A 21,849-nucleotide genomic window follows, 5' to 3' on the forward strand; every position below is an offset into this window, starting at 1 on the left:
TCAGGCGAGATGGTCGGTCCGATTGGTGAAAGCCACGGCGGCCGAGCCGTCCTCCCAGACCTCGACGGCCGTGAGGCTGCCGGGTGCCGTCGCGATGGCCCAGAAGCGCGACCCGGGGGTCTCGAGCACGTCGGTGAGCACCGACAGCACCCCGCGGCGGCTCGTCACGACGACGACGGTGCCCCCGCGCTGCACGAGCGAGCGGTATGCCGTCCGCACCGTCTCGTCCGCGTCCTCACCGGGTGCCCGGCCGGCCCACACGTCAGAGGCGCTCGGCTCCGTGTCGAGGTCGGTGGCCACCGCGCGGGCGACCTCGAGGGCGAGTGGCTCCTCGCTCGTGACGACCTCGGCCCCGGCCCCGGCCCCGACGAGGCGCAGCGCGGCCGCCGCGACCCGCGGCACGGCCGCGCCGACCAGCGGCTCCTGCACGAGCAGCAGCCGGAGCGGGCGGGTCGCCGGGCCGGAAGCAGGTTGATCCCCTTCGGCCCCGGGACTCGAATCCCGCTGTGCGGCAGCAGCATCCGCGCCGTCACCATCGCCATCGCCATCGCCGGGGTGGAGCACCCGGTGGATGGACCTGCCGTCCATCGCGTCGTTGCTCAGGGCGTCGGCAGCCTTGTTCTTCTCGCGCGGGATCCACTCGAAGGAGACCGATCCGCCGGCGTCGCCGATCTCGGTGCAGAGGTCACGGGCCTCGAGCGCCAGGCGACGCATGTCCTCGTGCTTGATCTTCCAGCGACCCGACATCTGCTCGACGACGAGCTTGGAGTCCATCCGGGCTACGACGTCGGCCGACGGGTCGAGCTCTACGACAGCGCGCAGGCCCGCGATGAGCCCGGAGTACTCGGCGACGTTGTTGCTCTGCTTGCCGAGCGGCTCGGCGAGCTCGACGAGCACCCGGCCACCGTCGGCCTCACGAACGAGGGCGCCGTAGCCAGCGACGCCCGGGTTGCCCCGCGAGCCGCCGTCCGCCTCGATGACGAGGCGGCGCCTGGCGCCCTCTCGCTCGGCCGGTGACTTCGCAGGGCTCACAGACCGGACTCGGCCGTGCGGATCATGATGCGGCGGCACTCCTCGCAGCGCACGACCTCGTCCTGCGCCGCGGCGCGGATGCGCGCGAGGTCGACGTTGTTGAGCTCGAGGCGGCAGCCGCCGCAGCGGCGGTGCTTGAGCTCGGCGGCGGCGAGGCCTCCGCTGCTCGCGCGGATCTTCTCGTAGAGGGCGGCGAGCTCGTCGCCGATGCCGGCCACGATGTCGGCCCGGCCAGCGCCGACCTTGGCCTCCTCGGCGGCCAGATCGGCGAGCACGGCGTCCCGCTCGGACTCGAGGGTGGACAGGCGGGTCGCGAGCTCCTCGCGCTGGGTGTCCAGCTGGACGACCCGCGCGTCGAGGCTCTCGGAGCGCTCCATGACCTCGAGCTCGAGGTCCTCGAGCTCGGACTGGCGTCGCGCGAGCGAGGCCAGCTCGTGCTGGAGCGCCTGGAGGTCCTTGGCGCTGCCCTGGCCGGAGTCGAGACGGGCCTGGTTGCGAGCAGCCCGGTCGCGCACGAGCTGCACGTCCTGCTCCGACTTGGCGACCTCGCGCCGCACGTCGCCGGCCGTGGTGCGCGCGTTGACGATGTCGGTGTCGAGCGAGGTGAGCTCGCGGCGCGCGGCCTCGATGGCGGGCAGCTGCGGCAGGTGGGTCCGGGCGTGCGCGATCTGGTCGAGGCGGGTGTCGATCGCCTGCAGGTCGAGCAGACGCCACTGACGGGACGGATCGGCTTTCAGGACACACCTCCGGTCTCGGGCCGGGCGCGGTTGACGCCGGCGACGAAGGTCCAGGGCTCGGTTCGGAGCCCGGACAGTCTGCCCTCGACCCTAGTCGGTGTGGGGCCGCCCGTCGGCTGCTCCCCCAGCGCCGCCAGCAGCTGCTCGAGCCCGGTGGCCAGCCACAGCGACTCCATCGCCCAGTGGCCGGCGTCGATCACGTAGGGCGTGCCGTCGCGCGCCTCCTCGCGTGCCTCGAGCACGGGGTGGTGGCGCAGGTCCGCGGTGACGTAGACGTCGGCGCCGCTGGCGCGTGCGGCGTCGAACTGGTCGTCGCCCGAGCCGCCCATCACGGCGACCCGGCGCACCGTCGCACCGCCCGGCCCGCTGACGCGCACGCCGCCGGCAGTCGGGGGCAGCGCCTCCACGAGCAGGTCGGCGAAGTCGGCCAGCGACACCGGCACCGCGAGCTCTCCGACCCGACCCGCGCCGCACGACCCGATCGTGGTCAGCGGTCGCTGCGCCGTGAGCCCGAGGGCGTCGGCGATGACGGTGGACACTCCCGGGTCGGCGACGTCGGCATTGGTGTGGGCGACGTAGAGCGCACACCCGGCCCTCAGCAACGCCGTCACGGACGCCCCCTTGGCGGTGGTCGTCGCCACGGAGTGCACCCCGCGCAGGAGGAGCGGGTGGTGGGTCACGAGCAGGTCGGCGCCCCAGGCCGCCGCCTCCTCGATGACCGCCAGGGTCGGGTCGAGCGCGAAGAGGACCCGCCGCACCGGCTGCTCGGGGTCGCCCGTGACGAGCCCGACCCGGTCCCACTCGGCCGCGTCGGCGGGCGGCCACAGGCGCTCCAGCGCGTCGACGACGGCACCGAGCACGAGTGCCGGCGCCTGCTCGGGCACGGTGTGATCGGCGGGGTCAGCGGTCTGCACGTGGGCCCGGCCGGGCTCGAACCGACGACACCCGCGGTGTAAACGCGGTGCTCTACCAACTGAGCTACAGGCCCCTGGGGGCGGACGGCCTCGCCGTCCGGCGGCCATTCTGTCAGCACCCGGGGCCACCGCGTCCAGTGCTGCCGGCGCCGCCGCCGTGCGGCTGCGGGGTCAGCCCGCGGCCGTCGCCTGACGCTCGCGCAGGCCCGTCAGAGCCCGGCGGTATGCCGTGAAGTCGCGACCCTGCCCGATGCCGAGCACCTCCGACCAGACGAGCAGCCCGTCAGGGTCGACGAGGAAGGTGCCCCGCAGCGCGAAGCCCTCCTCCTCGTCGAGGACCCCGTAGCGGCGGGCCACCTCACCGTGCGGCCAGAAGTCGGACAGCAGGGGGAAGAAGTGGCCCTCGGCGTCGGCCCAGGCGCGCAAGGTGTACATCGAGTCGCACGAGATCGTGAAGACCTGGATGTCGTCGGTCTGGAAGTCCTCGAGGCCGTCGCGGATCGAGCGCAGCTCGCCGCGGCAGATGCCCGAGAAGGCCGCCGGGTAGAAGACGACGGCGGCGTTGCGCTGACCGCGCACCGACGACAGGCTCACGTCGACGCCGTACTGGTCGACGAGGGTGAAGTCGGGCACGGGCTCGCCCACGGTGAGGGGACCGCCGTGCGGCTGCATCCCCGTCTCCATCCGCATCTCCACCCCCCTCTCCACACCGCTGTCCACCCCCAGCGGCGGGGCGGTGATCTGCCCGTTCACCGGCGCGGTCCCTTCGGCGGCATGAGGCGGGTGGCCGCCCACTGCGTCGCGACGTTGACCTGCCCACCCGTCGTGAGGCCCGCGGTCGAGGCAGCCTCCTCGACGAGGCTGGCCTCGACGTGACCGGGGCGACCGGCCTTGGGCGTCAACAGCACGACATAGCCCTGGTCGAAGAGCTTCGTCAGGGCATCGACGAGCAGGTCGACGAGATCCTCGTCGCCGTCGCGATACCAGACGATGACGCCGTCGGCGCCGTCGTTGAACTCCTCGTCCTCGAGCTCACTACCGATGACGTCCTCGATCCCGAACCGCAGGTCGTCGTCGACGTCGTCGTCATAGCCGAACTCCTGGACGGCCTGCCCTGGGGCAAACCCGAGCTTGCTGAGGGACGCCGCTCCCGCGGTCGCGCTCACTGTCACCGATCCTCTCGATCACGGGCCGGGGCCCGGTAGGTCTGAACTCACGTGTGGGACCAGTGCACCGGGTCTGGGCCGCGAGCGCAAGCAGGGCTCACCGTGAGCCCACCGTCGGCTCGCCCGTCAGCTCAACGAGAGCGCACCATGGGCACCCGCGGGGCGGACGGCATACCCCCTCGTCGTCCTCGTGCTGGACCCCACTGTGACGGTGACCACGGTTTGGTAGAGGATGGGTGGAGCAGCGCCGGGGCCGACCGGTCGCGCGCGGCTGCGACGCGACGAGAAAGGACCCGACGTGGCACCCGAGGCCGGCCCGATCCTCAATGGCATCCCCAGTCAGCTCCCGGACATCGACCCCGACGAGACGCAGGAGTGGATCGACTCCCTCGATGCCGTGCTCGACGAGAAGGGCCGCACGCGAGCGCGCTACATCATGCTCAAGCTCATCGAGCGGGCGCGCCAGCAGCAGGTCGGGGTGCCGTCGCTGACGGCGACCGACTACATCAACACCATCCCGCCGGAGCGCGAGCCGTGGTTCCCCGGCGACGAGGACGTCGAGCGCGAGATGCGCCGCTACATCCGCTGGAACGCCGCGATCATGGTGCACCGCGCGCAGCGGCCCGGCATCGGCGTCGGCGGCCACATCTCGACGTATGCGTCCGCCGCGACGCTCTACGAGGTGGGCATGAACCACTTCTTCCGCGGCAAGGACCACCCCGGCGGCGGCGACCAGATCTACTTCCAGGGCCACGCCTCCCCCGGCATGTATGCCCGCAGCTTCCTCGAGGGGCACCTGACCGAGGCACAGCTCGACGGCTTCCGCCAGGAGAAGAGCCACCTCGTCGACGGCAAGCTCGAGGCCATCCCGTCCTACCCCCACCCCCGGTTGCTCCCCAACTACTGGGAGTTCCCGACGGTGTCGATGGGCATCGGACCGATGAACGCCATCTACCAGGCGCAGTTCAACAAGTACCTCCACAACCGTGGCATCAAGGACACCAGCCAGCAGGACGTCTGGGCCTTCCTCGGTGACGGCGAGATGGACGAGCCCGAGTCGCGCGGCCTGCTGCAGCTCGCGGCCAACGAGGAGCTCGACAACCTCAACTTCGTCATCAACTGCAACCTGCAGCGGCTCGACGGCCCGGTGCGAGGCAACGGCAAGATCATCCAGGAGCTCGAGGCGTTCTTCCGGGGCGCCGGCTGGAACGTCATCAAGGTCGTCTGGGGCCGCGGGTGGGACCCGCTCCTCGCCGCCGACCGTGACGGCGCGCTCGTGCACATCATGAACCAGACGAGCGACGGCGACTACCAGACCTTCCGCGCCAACGACGGCAAGTACGTCCGTGACCACTTCTTCGGTCGCGACCCGCGCACGCTCAAGATGGTCGAGGGCTGGAGCGACGACCAGGTCTACTGGGACCTCAAGCGCGGCGGCCACGACTACCGCAAGGTCTTCGCCGCCTACCAGGCCGCGCGTCAGCACACCGGCCAGCCGACCGTCATCCTCGCCAAGACGATCAAGGGCTACGGCCTGGGGTCGCACTTCGCCGGTCGCAACGCGACGCACCAGATGAAGAAGATGACGCTGGACGACCTCAAGGGCTTCCGCGACAGCCTGCGCATCCCGATCAGCGACGAGCAGCTCGAGGCCAACCCCTACCAGCCGCCCTACTACCACCCGGGTGCCGACAGCGACGTCATCAAGTACTCCGTCGACCGTCGCAAGAAGCTCGGTGGCACGCTACCGAGCCGGCGCGTCGACTTCGAGCCGCTCAAGCTGCCCGGTGACGAGGCCTACGCCCAGGTCAAGAAGGGCTCGGGCAAGCAGGAGGTCGCCACGACGATGGCGTTCGTCCGCCTGCTCAAGGACCTCTTGCGCGACAAGGAGTTCGGCCCCCGCATCGTGCCGATCATCCCCGACGAGGCCCGCACCTTCGGCATGGACGCGTTCTTCCCGACGATCAAGATCTACAACCCCAACGGGCAGAACTACACCCCGGTCGACGCCGAGCTGATGCTCGCCTACCGCGAGAGCACGAGCGGCCAGATCCTGCACCTCGGCATCAACGAGGCGGGCTCGCTCGCCGCGTTCACCGCCGCCGCCACGTCCTACGCGACGCACGGCAAGCCGATGATCCCGATCTACGTCTTCTACTCGATGTTCGGCTTCCAGCGCACCGGTGACTCCATCTGGGCGGCCGCCGACCAGATGAGCCGCGGCTTCCTCATCGGTGCCACGGCCGGCCGCACGACTCTGACGGGCGAGGGTCTCCAGCACGCCGACGGGCACAGCCCGCTGCTCGCGGCGACCAACCCCGCCGTCGTGCACTACGACCCGGCCTACGCCTACGAGATCGCGCACATCATGCAGGACGGCCTGCGCCGGATGTACGGCGAGGGCACGACCAACGACGAGGCCAACGTCATCTACTACCTCACCGTCTACAACGAGCCGCTCCAGCAGCCCAAGGAGCCCGAGGGCGTGGACGTGGAGGGCATCCTGCGCGGCATGCACAAGATCTCCGAGGCCGACACCGAGGGCTGGACCCACACGCCGGCGCGCGCGCAGATCCTCGGCTCGGGCGTCGGTGTGCCGTGGGCGCTCGAGGCGCAGCAGCTGCTCGCCGACGACTGGGGCGTGGCCGCCGACGTGTGGTCGGTGACCTCGTGGAACGAGCTGCGTCGCGACGGGCTCAAGGCCGACGAGCAGGAGTTCCTGAGGCCCGACGGCCCGCCCATCAAGCCCTGGGTCACCCAGTGCCTCGAGGGCACCGAGGGTCCGGTCGTCGCCGTGTCCGACTACATGCGGGCCGTGCAGGACCAGATCCGCGAGTGGGTCCCGGGCACCTACGCCTCGCTCGGCGCCGACGGTTTCGGCTTCTCCGACACCCGCGCGGCCGCACGCCGCTTCTTCCACATCGACGGCCCATCGGTCGCGGTGCGCACGCTGCAGCTGCTCGCCAAGGAGGGCAAGGTCGACGCGGACGTGCCGGCCAAGGCCGCCGACAAGTACCGCCTCGACGACGTCACCGCGGGCACCTCCGGCAACGCGGGGGGCGAGAGCTGACGCTCTGACGCTGACGTATGCCGCTGGGTCGGCGCCCGCTCGTGGGTGCTGGCCCAGCGGCATACCGCCTCAACCGCTGGACGCGGCGAACGGCGTGGCGATGAGGACCGCCCGGTTGTCCCAGACCTGGCGCAGCGGGTTCCACCCCGTGCAGGTGATCATGACCAGCTGGGCCGGTCCGTCCGCGGCGTAGAGGCGCCGGCTGGAGATGAAGTCCGGATAGGTCTCCGGCGTGAGGTCGCTGCGCAGCTCGGTGAGCCGGTAGGACACGACGGAGCCGTCGTCGCAGGTGAGCCGCAGGACGGTGCCGAGCTCGGCCCGCGCGGTGGAGTCGGTCGTGAAGATCGCCGAGCCGTCGCGGTAGGTGTGCCCGTCCATGAGCACGGTGCCGCGGGCCGCGCCGGCGAGGACGCTGGGATACCACCCCGCCTTGCGCCTGTCCCGCTCCGCGGGCACGCCGAGGCTGCCGTCGCGCTCGAGGCCGATCTCGATGACGGGGGCGTCGACCTCGAGGGCGTCGATGAGCAGGCCCGTCGGGCGACAGGGGCTCGTGAGCACCGCTGCCGCGCGGGGCGCGTCGGCCGTCGGCGTCCCGGGGCGGCTGGCCGTCGCGCGCGGGGCTGGGAGCTGGGTCGGGAGTCGGGTCGGGAGCTCGGTCACGCCGTTGCCGGCGGGGGTGCGACCGGTGCCGTCCGATGATGCCGGGGAGGGCGCGCCCGTGGACCCGGGCGACGACCCTTCGTCAAGGGCCGCGGGCGCGGGCTGACGCCCGTCCGCGAGAGCCGGCCCGGGTGGGAGGGGCTGCAGGAGAGCGAAGCCGGCCGCCATCGCGAGCACCGCCACGATGCCTGTCGCGCCGATCAGTGTCTGCCTGCGCGACGGCCGTGGCGGCGTGTGGCGCCCCCGATAGGCCATCGGATCCCCTTCCCAGCGGGCTGGCCCGCGCTCGGTGTTGGCTGACGGCCCACGGGCGTGGGACGCCGTCGAAGTGGGAGTGCCCCCGTCGGAGCCACTCGCGTGGCTCCGACGGGGGCGTCCCGCTCAGCTGATCAGCTCACGGTCGGCTGCACGCTGGGCTTCGCGGTGCGGAGGCTGAGACCGAGCCCCAGTGCCACGAGCACCAGCAGGAAGGCGACCAGCGAGTTCAGCGGGTTGACCGATCCGGCCCCACCGGTGTCCGGCGCACCCGGGTTGGGTGTCGGAAGGGTGGTGGTGTCGGTCGGCGCCGTCGTCGTCGGCACCACGACCGCCGTGGTGGCGCTCGTCGTGCTCGTCGTCGTGGCTCCCGTGGTGGTGGCAGCGATCGTCGTCGGAGCCACCGTCGTGGTCGCGACCGTGGTCGTCGGGACCACCGTCGTGGTCGCGACCGTGGTCGTCGGGGCCACCGTCGTGGTGGTGGGGGCGACTGTCGTCGTCGGGGCCACCGTCGTGGTGGTCGGGGCGACCGTCGTCGTCGGGGCGACTGTCGTCGTCGGGGCCATCGTGGTGGTGGTCGGCGCGATCGTCGTCGTCGGGGCCACGGTCGTCGTGGTCGGCGCGACCGTCGTCGTCGGGGCCATCGTGGTGGTGGTCGGCGCGATCGTCGTCGTCGGAGCCACGGTCGTGGTCGGAGCCACGGTGGTCGTCGTCGGGGCGACCGTGGTCGTCGGCGCCACGGTGGTCGTGGTCGGCGCGATCGTCGTCGTCGGGGCGACCGTCGTCGTCGGGGCCACGGTGGTGGTGGTCGGCGCGACCGTCGTCGTCGGAGCCACGGTCGTCGTGGACGGTGCCGTCGTCGTGCTCGTCGCGGCGGTCGTCGTCGTCGTGCTTGTCGGCACGGTGCACTCACTGCGCGTGATGACGTTGTTGTCCAGGGTCACGGCTCCGTTGCGCGCCAGCAGCCGGCCCTGCACGGTGGTCCCCGTCGTCGCCGAGATCGACGTGAGGGCCATGAGGGTGCCGACGAACGTCGAGTTGGTGCCGAGGGTGGCCGAGCTGCCCACCTGCCAGTACACGTTGCAGGCGTCAGCACCGTTGATCAGGCTGACCACGCTGCTGGACGCGGTGATGAGGGTGGCCGCCGACTGGAAGATGAAGACAGCGTTCGGGTCACCTTGCGCGTCCAACGTCACGGTGCCGGTCAGGGACAGGAGCGAGCCCGTGTAGACACCGGAAACGAGAGTCTGTCCCCCCAGCTCACCCTTGGCGGCCCCCGGCCCGCGGCTCGCCGCATCGTTGTAGGCGGTGGTGAGATCCGACTGGGCCTGCTGCGCAACGGCATCCGTCGTGTGCGTGGCGCCGTTCACCGTTCCGGGCGGGAAGCCGGTGATCGAGGTGCCGGGCCACAGGCCGAGATCGCCGTTGAGGACCGATGGCCCCGTGTTGGTGACGGTGGACGCACCGAGCACGGCGAAGCTGCTGGCGGTGCCGAGGCCCACCGGGGCCTCGGCGGCGGCTGCGGGGCGGGTGCCCAGTGAGACCACCGCGATGGCGAGCGCGAGCGCGACCACCATGCCCACGATTCGGAGGCGTCGCGGGGCGCGCAGGAGCGGGTTGACGTGCGGAAGTCGGATGATGGTAGCGGCCATGAAGGATTCCCTCAGTTGCAGGTGGGTCGCAGGGTGCGAGCAGTGGGGCGTCACGCGGAACGTCCCAGGCGATGTGGAACCGGCCTCATGTGGAGATGAGGTTGAGGCCATGTCCGACCACTGTGCACGGGGGCTGGGTGCTGAGGTGTCGAGCTGTCCGGCGGAGCGCGGGAGGCCATAGAAATGTCCCGCTGTGTGCTGATCATGGGGGTCAAATGGCGATTTCTGACAAAACCTGTCAAGTCTTGACCAAGTGAGGACCAACACCAGACCTTGCTTGTGATCTCACTCGCGATCGCGCGCCGACTCCGGCCCGCTCCCCCTGATCGAAAGAGCAGTCCGTCCGCCCGCGCGCGCGAGCCGGCGATCAGGTGATGCGGACGGATTGCTCTTTCGATCACCCGAGGGGTGCGCGGGGCCCGGTGCAGAATTGGATAGGTATGCGTGACTGTGCATATACTTGCATCCATGTCCAAGGTCCTCACCTCGCTCCCCGTCGGTGAACGTGTCGGCATCGCCTTCTCCGGCGGTCTCGACACCTCGGTTGCTGTCGCGTGGATGCGCGAGAAGGGCGCCGTGCCCTGCACCTACACGGCCGACCTCGGGCAGTACGACGAGCCCGACATCGACTCGGTCCCGGGCCGCGCCGGCCAGTACGGCGCCGAGATCAGCCGCCTCGTCGACTGCCGGACCGCCCTTGTCGAGGAGGGACTGTCGGCCATCGCCTGCGGCGCCTTCCACATCCGCAGCGGCGGCAAGACCTACTTCAACACCACCCCGCTCGGACGCGTCGTCACCGGCACCCTGCTCGTGCGGGCGATGCAGGACGACGGCGTCTCCATCTGGGGCGACGGCTCGACCTTCAAGGGCAACGACATCGAGCGGTTCTACCGCTACGGCCTGCTCGCCAACCCGCACCTGCGCATCTACAAGCCCTGGCTCGACGCCGACTTCGTCACCGAGCTCGGGGGTCGCCACGAGATGTCGGAGTGGCTGACGGCGCGAGACCTGCCCTACCGCGCCTCCGCCGAGAAGGCCTACTCGACCGACGCCAACATCTGGGGCGCCACCCACGAGGCCAAGACGCTCGAGTTCCTCGACGAGTCGATGGAGGTCGTCGAGCCGATCATGGGGGTCAAGTTCTGGGACCCGTCCGTCGCCATCGAGACCGAGGACGTCTCGGTGCGCTGGGAGCGCGGCCGTCCCGTCGCGATCAACGGTGTCGAGTTCACCGATGCGGTGGCCCTCGTCGACGAGGCCAACACCATCGGTGGCCGTCATGGTCTCGGCATGAGCGACCAGATCGAGAACCGCATCATCGAGGCGAAGTCGCGTGGCATCTACGAGGCCCCCGCCATGGCCCTGCTGCACCTCACCTACGAGCGACTCGTCAACGCGATCCACAACGAGGACACGATCGCCAACTACCACGCCGAGGGCCGTCGCCTGGGTCGCCTTCTCTACGAAGGCCGCTGGCTCGACCCGCAGGCCCTCATGGTGCGTGAGTCGATCCAGCGCTGGATCGCCTCGGCCGTCACGGGTGAGGTCACCGTCCGGCTGCGCCGCGGTGACGACTGGTCCATCGTCAACACGACGGGTCCGGCCTTCAGCTACCACCCGGAGAAGCTCTCGATGGAGCGCACCGAGGACGCCGCCTTCGGCCCCGTCGACCGCATCGGCCAGCTGACGATGCGCAACCTCGACATCGCCGACTCCCGCGCCAAGCTCGAGCTGTATGCCGCCCAGGGCCTGCTCGGCGCCGACGCGAAGCAGCTCGTCGGCGAGCTCGCCCCCGGTGGTGCAGCAGCGATCTCGGCCAACCCCGCGGCTGCTGGCGTCGACAACGAGGACGACATGCTCGACCGCGCCGCGATGGAGTTCGGCACCGACTGACGGGCCACTCCCCCAGACGCTTCGAGGCGGGCCGCAGCCGTGGAGGGATGCGGCCCGCCTCGAAGTCCTTCGTGTCTCAGCGCTGCCTGAGGAAGGCGCCCCGGGCGGCGACACCGATGTCGGGCTGGTCGGTGAAGAGCCCGTCGATGCCGGTCTGCAGGAAGCGCACCTGCTCGTCGACCGCTCGGCCGTGGTCCGCGGGGTCCGACCCGAGCCGGTAGTCGGCCGGCAGGAAGGTGTTCTCCGCACGGAAGGTGTAGGGGTGCACGAGCAGGCCGACGGCGTGGGCGTCGCGCACGAGACTCGTCGGCGTCGAGCTGAGGGTGCCGTCCGCGTTGCGCGGGATGACGAGCGACTTGTCGGGGCCCAGCCCGTCGATGGTGCGTGCGAGGACCGCGAGACTCTCCGGCTGCTGCAGGTCGGCGTAGGTGCGCGGGTCGCCTTGGGCCACGAGGTCGTAGGGCGCGCCCGTGCCGCTGAGGAAGACCAGAGGAGCCTTGAGCCTCAGGGCGTTTCGCAGGGTGTAGAGGTTGGTCAGCTCGAAGGACTGCACGAAGACGGGCGCGGTGGGGCGGTCCAGCCCGTGCCGCCGCAGTGCCGTGGTGACGCGGGGCTCGAGCGCGAGACCCAGCTGCTGGAAGAAGGTCGGGTGCTTCGTCTCCGGGTAGACCCCGATCGTGCGGCGCAGCTCCCGGCTCAGCCGCTCGCGCAGCCGCAACACCTCCTCGAAGGTCGGCACCTCGAACCAGCCGTCCCAGATGGTGTTCTCCTGGCGCACGAGCGGGAGTCGCTCCTTCGCCCGCAGGGTCTTGAGCTCGGCGAGCGTGAAGTCCGTCGTGAACCAGCCGGTGACCGGGCGGCCGTCGACCAGCTTGGTGGTGCGGCGTGCCGCGAACTCGGGGTGCTCGGCGACGTCGGTGGTGCCGCCGATCTCGGGCTCGTGTCGCGCGACGAGCACGCCTTCCTTCGTCGAGACGAGGTCGGGCTCGATGAAGTCGGCGCCCATCCTGGCGGCGAGCTCGTAGGCGGCGAGGGTGTGCTCGGGTCGGTAGCCGGAGGCCCCACGGTGACCGATGACGAGGGGTTCGCGCTGGCCACGCGCCGGCCCCACCCCGGTGGCCGGGGTCGAGCCGGCGTCGGTGCGGGTCAGGGCCTGGGCCGGCGCTGCAGGAGCGATCGTGGCGAGCGCGGCAGCCGCCACGAGCGCGAGGACGATGGTCATGAGGATGCGTCTCATGGCGCCCAGCCCATCGCCTCGACGGGCCGGGCGGGCGACCGCCAGAGGGCGGCGAGAGGGCAGGCAGCGGGCGATCAGGTGACGGTGGCCTGAACCCCTCGACGACGGAGCGGCCGTCGCGACCGCCGGGAGGGCCGCATACCCCGTGGCTCCGGCGGGTGGACGGCGTGGACCGGGTGGACGAGGTGGACGAGGTGGACCGGGGGGCGAGGTGGGTACGAGCCCACCATGAGTGAGAGCAAGAGCATCACCGTCCAGCGCACCATCGACGCCTCTGCGAGCGAGATCTTCGACGTCCTGAGCAACCCCAAGCGTCACGTCGCCCTCGACGGATCGGGCTTCGTCCGCTCCGACGAGAAGGCCGAGCGCATCCAGCACGTCGGCGACGTCTTCCGGATGAACATGGCCGGCGACCATATGGGTGGCGAGTACCAGACCGACAACACCGTCTCCGGCTACTCGCACAACGCCCTGCTCGCGTGGAAGACTGCGCCTGCCGACACCGACCCTCCCGGCTGGGAGTGGCTCTGGCAGCTCGAGCCCACCGGTCCCGAGTCCACGCAGGTCAGCCTGACCTACGACTGGAGCGCGGTGACCGACAAGGCGATCCTCTCGAAGGTCAGCTTCCCGCTCGTCAGCAAGGACCAGCTGGAGGACAGCCTCGGCCGACTCGCCGAGACCGTCTCGAGCTGAGTCACGCCGGCCGGGTGTCGCTAGGGTCGGGCGGATGCACCGCACCGAGATGACGACGCCCGACGCCATGAGCACCCAGTACGCCTCGACGGGCCGCCTCGCGACCCGTCGAGGCGTCTGGGGTCCGGGGCCCGAGGGTGTCTCCCCCACCGACGTGCTCCGCCAGACCGTCGTCGACGCCGCTCCGCACAGCGTGGTCGAGATCGGTTGCGGCACAGGACATCTGGCGCGCTCGATCCTCGACGCGCTGCCGGAGGTCACCTACCTCGCAACGGACCTCTCCCGCGCCATGGTCGAGTCCACGGCAGCGGTGGGTGTGCCCGCCGTGGTTGCCGCGGCCCACGAGCTACCCGTGCCCGACCAGTCCTGCGACGTGGCCGTCGCCGCATGGATGCTCTATCACGTGCCCGACCTCGAGACCGTCCTCACCGAGCTGCGCCGGGTCCTGCGACCCGGAGGGACACTCGTCGTCGCCACGAACGGCGAGTCGCACCTCGCCGGTCTGTTGCGCGAGGCGGGCGGGGAGCCGCTCGTCACGCAGTTCACCTCGGAGGTCGCCGGCCCCCTGCTGCGCCGCCACTTCGGGGACGTCGCCCAGCGCGACATCGAGACCCGGGCGTCCTTCGACGACCACGCCGCCGCGGCGGCCTACCTCGCGACGTTCGACGAGGGCCTGGCAGGCGCCCTGCCGCCCTTCGACGGGCCGCGGTCCTACGCCGGCCACACCGCGATCCTCACCGCGAGGTAGGCGGCCGCTGCGTCACGACACGGAGCCGGCCATCCCGACGTCTCGTCGTGCGGAGTCGGGGGTGGACTGGTAGACACGTGGGGGGATTCGGGGATCCACTACCCCTCGGAGGTCTCCATGAGACGTCGCTCGCTGCTCGCCGTCATCGCCCTCGCCGCGGGAGGGGTGATGTCGCCGGTCCTGCCCGTGGAGGCCCAGCCGGTCCCGGTGAGGCCGACGACCGTCAGCCTCCCGGTGCCCTCGGTGACGCCCTCTCCGACCGACCCCGCTGCCGCACCGCGGAGCGCGCCGGGAGCCCGGTCGCTCGTGGCCCGGCTGAGCCGCACGGGAGTCGACTTCGACGTCGCCGGGCTGACCTTCTCGGGCGCCAGACCCGTTGGGTTGCTCATCGAGGCGCGCACCCACACACCTGCGGGGTGGGGCGCCTGGCACGTCCTCGAGACCCTCGGCGACAGCGGCCCCGACCCCGACTCTGCCGAGGCCGACCGTGCCATCGAGGGGACCGAGCCCCTCGTCGCTCCCGGCTCCGACGGCATCGAGGTGCGTGCCCTGTCGTCGACGGGGCAGGCTCCCCCGGATCTCCGCGCCCGCCTCGTCGACGGCGGACGCTCCGATGCGGACGCCACCATGGGCCTGCGTCCCGGCGCGGCCGCGGCGTCGGTGACCTCGCCGACGATCATCAGGCGGGCCCAGTGGGGCGCCGACGAGAGCCTCCGACCGTGCGACCCCGACCCCCTGGCCGGCTACAAGGCCGGCGTCGTGCACCACACGGCAGGCTCCAACAGCTACTCGTCCGACCAGGTCCCGAGCGTGCTGCGGGGCATCCTCGCCTACCACACGGTGAGTCTGGGCTGGTGCGACATCGGCTACCATCTGCTCGTCGACCGCTTCGGCCGCACCTACGAGGGGCGCACCGGCAGCGTCACCGGTGCGGTGCTCGGCGCCCACGCCGGGGGGTTCAACAGCGAGACATTCGGCGTCTCCGTCATCGGCGACTTCACCTCCGCCCCCTTCCCGACCGCAGTCGTCACAGCGGTCCAGAAGGTGCTCGCCTGGCAGGCCGACCGCTGGGCCTTCGACCCCGCAGCCACTGTCGTGCTGACGAGCCGTGGCAGCTCGCGCCACCCCGAGGGCACCGTCGTCACAGTTCCCCGGGTGGTGGGGCACCGCGACCTCTCCCTCACGGCGTGCCCCGGCGACGCGGCATACCCCCAGGTGCCGACGATCCGGTCCGGGGCGGCGACGCTCTGGGGGGCAGGGCAGTACGTCGCGGCGCCGGCGCGCTACACCGCCGTCACCCCGAAGCGGGTGCTCGACACCCGCAGCGGCATCGGCGCGCCGGCGGTGGCGATCGCGGGCGGTCGGACCCTGGGCCTCACCGTGCCCGGTCTGCCGAGCAACGCCACGTCGGTGACAATGAACGTCACCGCGACCGGCGCCACCGCCTCGACCTTCGTGTCGGTGTTCCCGGGCGGCCAGGCCCGGCGCTCCGCGTCGAACCTCAACGTGGTCACCGGTCGAACGGTCGCGACCCAGGTGACGGTGGGCCTCGGCCCCCGCGCCTCCGTCAGCCTCTACAACAGCTCCGGCTCGGTGCACCTCATCGCCGACCTCGTGGGCTACAGCACCCCGACCGCGAGCCTCGGCTACCTGCCCAACAGCCCTCGACGCGTCGTCGACAGCCGCTCCGGGCTCGGGCTGCGCTCCATCCTCAAGGCGGGCACGGCGGTCTCGGTCGCCCTGCCGAACCTGCCGACCTCGACGCGCGCGGTCACGCTCAACGTCACCGCCCTCGGGGCGACGAGGGCCACCTACGTCTCGGTCTACCCCGGCGGCGCCGCACGCCCCAACGCGTCCTCGCTCAACCTCGGGCCCGGCGACACGGTGGCCAACCTCGTCACCGTGCCGGTGGGCACCGGCAACACCGTGACGTTCTACAGCGGCTCTGCCGACGTGCACCTCGTCGCCGACCTCGCCGGCGCGCACTCGACGACAGCGGGCGACCGGCTCACCGTGCTCTCGCCTCGGGGGGTGATGGACACCCGGACGGGCTTCTACGCCCCCCAGGCCAGGGTCGCGCCGAGGACGCCCCTCACCCTCACCGTGCCCGGGGTGCCGTCGGGAGCCAGGGCCGTCGTGCTGACGGTCACCGGCGTCCGCCCGGACGTCGCGACCTTCGTCACCGCCTTCCCGACAGGCACGACGGCACCCAACGCGTCGAACCTCAACCTGCCGGCGGGAGGCATCGTCTCCAACCAGGTCGTGGTGCCCCTCGGCGCCGGTGCCATCGACCTGCTGTCGGGGTCGGCCAACCTCGACCTCGTCGTCGACCTGCACGGCTACTACGCCCCCTGAGACCAGGTCGGCCATGCCGCTTTTGTCGTCGCCCTACAAGCGTCCCCGGGCCCGCCGTTCTAGGCTGGACGAATGACCCCTTCGTCGCGGCAGCGGGTGAGCGCCTCGACGACGCTCGCTGTCGAGCGCAGCGCCGGTGAGCTCTCGACGCTCGCCGTGCGCCAGATGGAGGAGAACCTCGTCTGGTATCGCGACCTCTCCGCCGAGGAGCGCTCGCAGGTGGGGCTCGTCGCCCAGGCGGGCATCTCGCAGTTCATCGCGTGGTTCCGTCAGGACGACCAGTCCGCCTCCGCCATCTCGATCTTCGCCAACGCGCCCCAGGAGCTGACCCGCACCGTCAGCCTGCGTCACACGCTCGACCTCGTGCGCACGGTCGTCGACGTCGTCGAGTCGCGGGCCCCCAGCCTCGCGGGCCCCGGCGACGAGCAGCTGCTCCGCGAGTCGGTGCTGCGCTTCTCCCGCGAGATCGCCTTCGCCGCGGCCGAGGTCTACGCCGGCGCCGCCGAGGCGCGCGGTGCGTGGGACGCCCGCCTCGAGGCCCTCGTCGTCGACGCCGTCCTGCGCGGAGAGGCCGACGACTCGATGCAGTCGCGGGCGAGCGCGCTCGGGTGGGGTGAGGTCGCGCACGTCACGTTCGTCGTCGGCAGCACCCCGGCAGGACGCGGCAGCACGGTGCCGGCCATCGACGAGCTCCGGCGGGCCGTGCGCCAGCACGGTGTCGAGGCCCTCGCGATCGTCCAGCGCTCTCGCCTCATCGCCATCATCGGTGGCACCCGCGACGTGCTCGAGGTCGTGCGGGCCGTCGGCGACTCCTTCGGCCCCGGGCCCATCGTCGTCGGCCCGACGGTGCCGCACCTCTTCGCCGCCGGACGCTCCGCGCGTGCCGCCCTCAGTGGGCTCTCGGCCGCGCCCGCCTGGCCCGACGCCCCCCGCATCGTCGAGTCCGAGGCGCTGCTGCCCGAGCGCGCCCTGGCCGGTGACCAGCCCGCTCGGCGCATCCTCGTCGACCGGGTGCACCGCCCCCTCATGGCCGCGGCCCAGGCGCCTCTGCTGCGGACGGCCACCGCCTACCTCGAGACGGGCGGGTCGCTCGAGGCGACGGCGCGCACCCTCTTCGTGCACGCCAACACCGTGCGCTACCGCCTCGGGCGCATCAGCGACCTCACCGGCTACGACCTCGCCACCCCACGGGAGGCCTGGGTCGTGCGCATCGCCCTCGCCCTCGGCCGCCTCTCCGGAGAGAGCCGGCCCGCCGCCGTCGCCGCCCCTCCCCAGAGGGTCCGCGCACGCAGTACGTTGGGCTCGAAGGTTGAGCCGTATGCCGTGCCGCCGGGTCGCCAGCCCGACCTCGTGCCGCGGTCCCTCTTGGAGGATTCCTCCAAAGGATCGGGCGTGACTTCGTGACAATCGGTGGCAGGGTCCTCGTCGGTAACGCGGAAGGGTGGAACTCGTGCTAGCGATCGTGTGCCCTGGTCAGGGCTCCCAAACCCCCGGCTTCCTGTCCCCGTGGCTCGAGCTCGACGGCGTGCGCGCCCGGCTCGAGGCTCTCGGCGAGGCTGCGGGGCTCGACCTCGTGGCGCACGGCACCGTGTCCGACGCCGACACCATCAAGGACACGGCCGTCGCCCAGCCGCTCATCGTCGCCGCCGGCCTCGTCACCGCGGGCGCTCTGCTGCCCTCGGCGTCCCCGCCAGCCGGGAGCGCGAGCGGCTCACCCCTCGCGGCGACCGGCGCCGTGCTCGCCGGCCACTCCGTCGGCGAGTTCACCGCGACGGCCCTCGCCGGCGTCATGAGCGGCGAGCAGGCCATGTCGCTCGTCGCGACCCGCGGCCGCGCCATGGCCGAGGCCAGCGCCGTCACGCCCACCGGCATGGCTGCCGTCCTCGGCGGTGACGCCGACGAGGTGCTCGCCACGATCGAGCGCCACGGCCTCACCCCGGCCAACGTCAACGGCGCGGGGCAGGTCGTCGCGGCAGGCACGCTCGAGCAGATCGAGGCCTTCCGCACAGACCCGCCCGCCAAGGCGCGGGTCATCCCGCTCCAGGTGGCCGGCGCCTTCCACACGCGCCACATGGCCCCCGCGGTGGAGGCCCTCGCCGCCGCCGCATCCGACCTGTCACCCGCCGACCCGACCCTCACCCTGCTGTCGAACGCCGACGGCGGCGCCGTGACCGTTGGCGCCGACGTCGTGACCCGGCTCGTGCGCCAGGTGAGCAACCCCGTGCGCTGGGACCAGTGCATGGCGACGCTCGTCGACCTCGGCGTCACCGGGCTGCTCGAGCTCGCACCGGCCGGCACGCTCGTCGGACTCGCCAAGCGGGCGATGCCCGGCGTCGAGTCCGTGGCCCTCAAGACCCCCGACGACCTCGACGCGGCACGTGCGCTCGTCGAGACCCACGGTGACACCGCCACCACCTCCCCTCGAGAAGGCAACCAGTGACCTCACCCACCGCCTCCACACCGCCCACCCCCAAGGGCACCGGCACGATCGTCGACAACCGCTCGCCGCGCCACTCCCGCATGCTGGGGGTCGGGGCCTACCGGCCCGAGCGCGTCGTGATGAACTCCGAGATCGTCGACAAGATCGACTCGAGCGACGAGTGGATCCGGGAGCGGTCGGGCATCGTCAGCCGCCACTTCGCCGCCGACGACGAGAGCGTCATCGACATGGCCGAGCACGCCTCACGGCAGGCTCTCGAGCACGCGGGCATCACGCCCGACCAGATCGGTTTCGTCCTGGTCGCCACGGTCACCCACCCCTACCAGACTCCGGCTGCCGCACCCGAGCTGGCCTACCGGCTCGGCTCGACCGCTCCGGCCGTCGACATCTCGGCGGCGTGCGCCGGCTACTGCTACGGCGTGGCGATGGCCAGCGACATGGTCAAGGCCGGCTCGGCCGACTACGTGCTCGTCGTCGGCGTCGAGAAGCTCAGCGACTTCACCGACCCCTACGACCGCGGCAGCGCCTTCATCTTCGGCGACGGCGCCGGCGCCTGCGTCATCGGCCCCAGCGACACCCCCGGCATCGGCCCGACGGTGTGGGGCACCGACGGAGCCCAGCGCGATGCCATCAGCCAGCGGCAGGCTTGGACCGAGGTGCGCGAGTCCTGGAAGGACGCCCAGGCCGACAAGGCCGTGTGGCCCAACATCGGCATGGCCGGTCAGTCCGTCTTCCGCTGGGCCGTCTGGGGCATGGCGCCCGTCGCCCAGCAGGCGATCGACGCCGCCGGCATCACGGCCGCCGACCTCGACGCCTTCATCCCCCACCAGGCCAACATCCGCATCATCGACGCGATGGTCAAGCAGCTCAAGCTGCCGGCCGACATCCCCGTCGCCCGCGACATCGTCACGACCGCCAACACCTCGGCGGCCTCCGTGCCGCTCGCCACGGCCCGCATGCTCGCCGAGGGCGAGGTCGCGAGCGGTGGTCTCGCGCTGCAGATCGGCTTCGGCGCCGGGCTCGCGTATGCCGCTCAGGTCGTCGTGTTGCCCTAGGCACCTCCCAGCTCCCGCCGGTCCCGACGGGTCATTCGGGCCAACGGCATGACATCCACTTCGGATGACAGACGAGAACACCACACGACACAAGGAGCACCCAGATGGCTCAGTCCGAGCAGGAGATCCTCGACGGTCTCGCCGAGATCGTCAACGAGGAGACCGGTATCGACACCGCGTCCGTCGAGATGGACAAGTCCTTCACCGAGGACCTCGACATCGACTCCCTCTCGATGATGACGATCGTCGTCAACGCGGAGGAGAAGTTCGGCGTGCGCATCCCCGACAGCGAGGTCAAGAACCTCAAGACGGTGCGCGACGCCGTCACGTTCATCAACGGCGCCCAGGCCTGACCGTCGCCGACGTCCACGTGGCCGGCGCGGGCAGCGCGTCAGCGCCGGTCACGTGGCTCGCGTCAGCGGCAGCCGTCCGCCGCTGAGGCACCACCCGCACAGAGCACAGCAGCACTCACAGCACCACCGCACCGCCCAGCAGGACCAGCAGGACCAGCAGGACCAGCACCGCACCATCCCCTTCACCCGACCCAGAGGAGCACGTCACCATGACGTCCATTCGCGACCGCCGTGTCGTGGTCACCGGACTCGGTGCGACCACGCCAGTGGGCGGCACCGTCCCCGAGACGTGGGAAGCCATCCTCGCCGGCCGGTCCGGCGCCCGCCCGATGGACTTCGACTGGGTCTCGAAGTACGAGCTGCCCGTCACCTTCGCCGCGCTCATCGCCACCGCGCCCATCGACGTGCTGACCAAGGTGGAGACCCGGCGCCTCGACCCGTCGAGCCAGTACGCCCTCATCGCCGCCCGTGAGGCGTGGGCTGACGCCGGCGCCCCCGAGGTCGACCCGGAGCGCCTCGGCGCGGCCATCGGCTCGGGCATCGGCGGTGTGTGGACGCTGCTCGACCAGTGGGACGTGCTCAAGGAGAAGGGCCCTCGCCGGGTCTATCCCCTGGCCGTCCCGATGCTCATGCCCAACGGTCCTGCCGCAGCCGTCTCGCTCGACCTCGGTGCACGCGCCGGTGCCCACACGACCGTCAGCGCCTGCGCCTCCGGTGCGGAGAGCATGGGCTACGCCATCGACATGATCCGCACGGGCCGCGCCGACATCGTCGTCGCCGGCGGCACCGAGGCCGCCGTGCACCCGCTGCCGATCGCCGGCTTCGCCGCGATGCAGGCCCTCTCGACCCGCAACGACGACCCGGCCGCGGCGTCGCGCCCCTACGACACCGGCCGCGACGGCTTCGTGCTCGGCGAGGGTGCGGCCGTCATCGTGCTCGAGTCGGAGGAGCACGCCAAGGCCCGTGGCGCCCGCATCTATGCCGAGCTCGCCAGCGTCGGCATGTCGGCCGACGCCCACCACATCACCGCGCCGGAGCCCAACGGGTCCGGGGCCTCGCGCGCGATGCTCTACGCCGTCGAGCGCGCCGACCTCGCGCCCACCGACATCCTGCACATCAACGCCCACGCGACGTCGACCCCCGTCGGCGACGTGGCCGAGTACAACGCGATCAAGCGGGCCTTCGGCGACCACACCGACAACATGTCGGTGACGGCGACGAAGTCGATGACCGGCCACCTGCTCGGTGCGGCCGGCGCGCTCGAGGCGGTCATCACGATCCTCTCGGTGCACCACCGCCTCGTGCCGGCGACCATCAACCTCGACGAGCAGGACCCCGAGATCCCGCTCAACGTCGTGACGGGCGAGCACCAGACGCTGCCCGACGGCGACATCGCGGCGCTCAACAACTCGTTCGGCTTCGGCGGCCACAACGTCGCCCTGGCGGTCCGCAGCTACTGAGCGCCAGCCGGCCACACGGCATACCGCCGGGGTGGGCCGACCACAGCACGACAGCACGACACGACGAGGGCCCGGGGGCACGAACCCCCCGGGCCCTCGTCGTCCCGACTGCCGCGCTGGAGGACGGGC

Annotated in this window: 18 protein-coding genes and 1 tRNA gene; 10 read left to right on the forward strand and 9 right to left on the reverse strand. The window is 71.6% G+C overall.

The genetic code is table 11. The features are described 5' to 3' along the window. The 6 genes from LG278_RS12700 to LG278_RS12725 form a co-directional block, all read right to left on the reverse strand. Positions 1 to 1,032 carry a reverse transcriptase-like protein gene (locus tag LG278_RS12700; RefSeq protein WP_404387358.1) on the reverse strand — a complete coding sequence of 344 codons (1,032 nt, stop codon included), beginning with the start codon at positions 1,030 to 1,032 and terminating at the stop codon, positions 1 to 3. Further along, a complete protein-coding gene (locus LG278_RS12705) occupies positions 1,029 to 1,589 on the reverse strand; it encodes a zinc ribbon domain-containing protein (protein WP_404387360.1) in 561 nt (186 codons plus the stop codon). The genes LG278_RS12700 and LG278_RS12705 overlap by 4 nt, the downstream gene beginning before the upstream one ends. 176 nt (positions 1,590 to 1,765) lie before the next feature. Next, a complete protein-coding gene (locus tag LG278_RS12710; protein WP_404387362.1) occupies positions 1,766 to 2,653 on the reverse strand; it encodes a Nif3-like dinuclear metal center hexameric protein in 888 nt (295 codons plus the stop codon). 31 nt (positions 2,654 to 2,684) lie between these two features. Continuing rightward, positions 2,685 to 2,757, reverse strand: a tRNA-Val gene (locus LG278_RS12715). 97 nt (positions 2,758 to 2,854) lie between these two features. Further along, positions 2,855 to 3,373 carry a peroxiredoxin gene (locus LG278_RS12720; RefSeq protein ID WP_404387363.1) on the reverse strand — a complete coding sequence of 173 codons (519 nt, stop codon included), beginning with the start codon at positions 3,371 to 3,373 and terminating at the stop codon, positions 2,855 to 2,857. Positions 3,374 to 3,432: 59 nt separating this feature from the next. Then, the gene (locus LG278_RS12725) at positions 3,433 to 3,849 is read right to left on the reverse strand and encodes a DUF3052 domain-containing protein (protein WP_404387365.1); all 417 of its coding nucleotides are present in this window, start codon (positions 3,847 to 3,849) and stop codon (positions 3,433 to 3,435) included. 298 nt (positions 3,850 to 4,147) lie between these two features. On the opposite strand from LG278_RS12725, the gene aceE reads away from it, so the two are divergent. Beyond that, complete coding sequence (aceE, locus tag LG278_RS12730) at positions 4,148 to 6,919, forward strand: pyruvate dehydrogenase (acetyl-transferring), homodimeric type (RefSeq protein ID WP_404387367.1); 2,772 nt, start codon at positions 4,148 to 4,150, stop codon at positions 6,917 to 6,919. Positions 6,920 to 6,988: 69 nt separating this feature from the next. Here aceE and LG278_RS12735 read toward each other — a convergent pair whose 3' ends face one another. Both LG278_RS12735 and LG278_RS12740 read right to left on the reverse strand, forming a co-directional pair. Beyond that, the gene (locus LG278_RS12735) at positions 6,989 to 7,834 is read right to left on the reverse strand and encodes a sortase domain-bontaining protein (protein ID WP_404387368.1); all 846 of its coding nucleotides are present in this window, start codon (positions 7,832 to 7,834) and stop codon (positions 6,989 to 6,991) included. A 134-nt stretch (positions 7,835 to 7,968) separates the two neighbouring features. Beyond that, the gene (locus LG278_RS12740) at positions 7,969 to 9,486 is read right to left on the reverse strand and encodes an ice-binding family protein (RefSeq protein WP_404387370.1); all 1,518 of its coding nucleotides are present in this window, start codon (positions 9,484 to 9,486) and stop codon (positions 7,969 to 7,971) included. A 468-nt stretch (positions 9,487 to 9,954) separates the two neighbouring features. On the opposite strand from LG278_RS12740, the gene argG reads away from it, so the two are divergent. Beyond that, complete coding sequence (gene argG, locus LG278_RS12745) at positions 9,955 to 11,379, forward strand: argininosuccinate synthase (protein WP_404387372.1); 1,425 nt, start codon at positions 9,955 to 9,957, stop codon at positions 11,377 to 11,379. A 76-nt stretch (positions 11,380 to 11,455) separates the two neighbouring features. Here argG and LG278_RS12750 read toward each other — a convergent pair whose 3' ends face one another. Beyond that, positions 11,456 to 12,616 carry a glycerophosphodiester phosphodiesterase gene (locus LG278_RS12750; protein ID WP_404387374.1) on the reverse strand — a complete coding sequence of 387 codons (1,161 nt, stop codon included), beginning with the start codon at positions 12,614 to 12,616 and terminating at the stop codon, positions 11,456 to 11,458. A gap of 228 nt (positions 12,617 to 12,844) precedes the next feature. Between LG278_RS12750 and LG278_RS12755 the strand changes: the two genes are divergently transcribed. The 8 genes from LG278_RS12755 to fabF all read left to right on the forward strand — a co-directional run bounded on the left by LG278_RS12755 (position 12,845) and on the right by fabF (position 21,720). Next, the gene (locus LG278_RS12755) at positions 12,845 to 13,309 is read left to right on the forward strand and encodes an SRPBCC family protein (protein ID WP_404387376.1); all 465 of its coding nucleotides are present in this window, start codon (positions 12,845 to 12,847) and stop codon (positions 13,307 to 13,309) included. A gap of 34 nt (positions 13,310 to 13,343) precedes the next feature. Beyond that, on the forward strand, positions 13,344 to 14,057 hold the full coding sequence (locus tag LG278_RS12760; RefSeq protein WP_404387378.1) for a class I SAM-dependent methyltransferase: 714 nt from the start codon (positions 13,344 to 13,346) through the stop codon (positions 14,055 to 14,057). Positions 14,058 to 14,174: 117 nt separating this feature from the next. Next, positions 14,175 to 16,412: an N-acetylmuramoyl-L-alanine amidase gene (locus LG278_RS12765; RefSeq protein WP_404387380.1), complete on the forward strand. Its 2,238-nt coding sequence runs from the start codon at positions 14,175 to 14,177 to the stop codon at positions 16,410 to 16,412. A gap of 72 nt (positions 16,413 to 16,484) precedes the next feature. Beyond that, on the forward strand, positions 16,485 to 17,816 hold the full coding sequence (locus LG278_RS12770; RefSeq protein WP_404387382.1) for a PucR family transcriptional regulator: 1,332 nt from the start codon (positions 16,485 to 16,487) through the stop codon (positions 17,814 to 17,816). A gap of 46 nt (positions 17,817 to 17,862) precedes the next feature. Further along, entirely contained in the window at positions 17,863 to 18,852 is a 990-nt protein-coding gene (locus LG278_RS12775) for an ACP S-malonyltransferase (RefSeq protein WP_404393638.1), read from the forward strand. After that, positions 18,849 to 19,907: a beta-ketoacyl-ACP synthase III gene (locus tag LG278_RS12780; protein WP_404387384.1), complete on the forward strand. Its 1,059-nt coding sequence runs from the start codon at positions 18,849 to 18,851 to the stop codon at positions 19,905 to 19,907. The genes LG278_RS12775 and LG278_RS12780 overlap by 4 nt, the downstream gene beginning before the upstream one ends. A 104-nt stretch (positions 19,908 to 20,011) precedes the next feature. Further along, positions 20,012 to 20,260: an acyl carrier protein gene (locus LG278_RS12785; protein WP_404387386.1), complete on the forward strand. Its 249-nt coding sequence runs from the start codon at positions 20,012 to 20,014 to the stop codon at positions 20,258 to 20,260. A 209-nt stretch (positions 20,261 to 20,469) separates the two neighbouring features. Then, positions 20,470 to 21,720 carry a beta-ketoacyl-ACP synthase II gene (fabF, locus tag LG278_RS12790; protein ID WP_404387388.1) on the forward strand — a complete coding sequence of 417 codons (1,251 nt, stop codon included), beginning with the start codon at positions 20,470 to 20,472 and terminating at the stop codon, positions 21,718 to 21,720. Positions 21,721 to 21,849: the final 129 nt, after the last annotated feature.

It is taken from the genome of Humibacillus xanthopallidus, assembly GCF_044793955.1.
Classification (GTDB): domain Bacteria; phylum Actinomycetota; class Actinomycetes; order Actinomycetales; family Dermatophilaceae; genus Humibacillus; species Humibacillus xanthopallidus_C.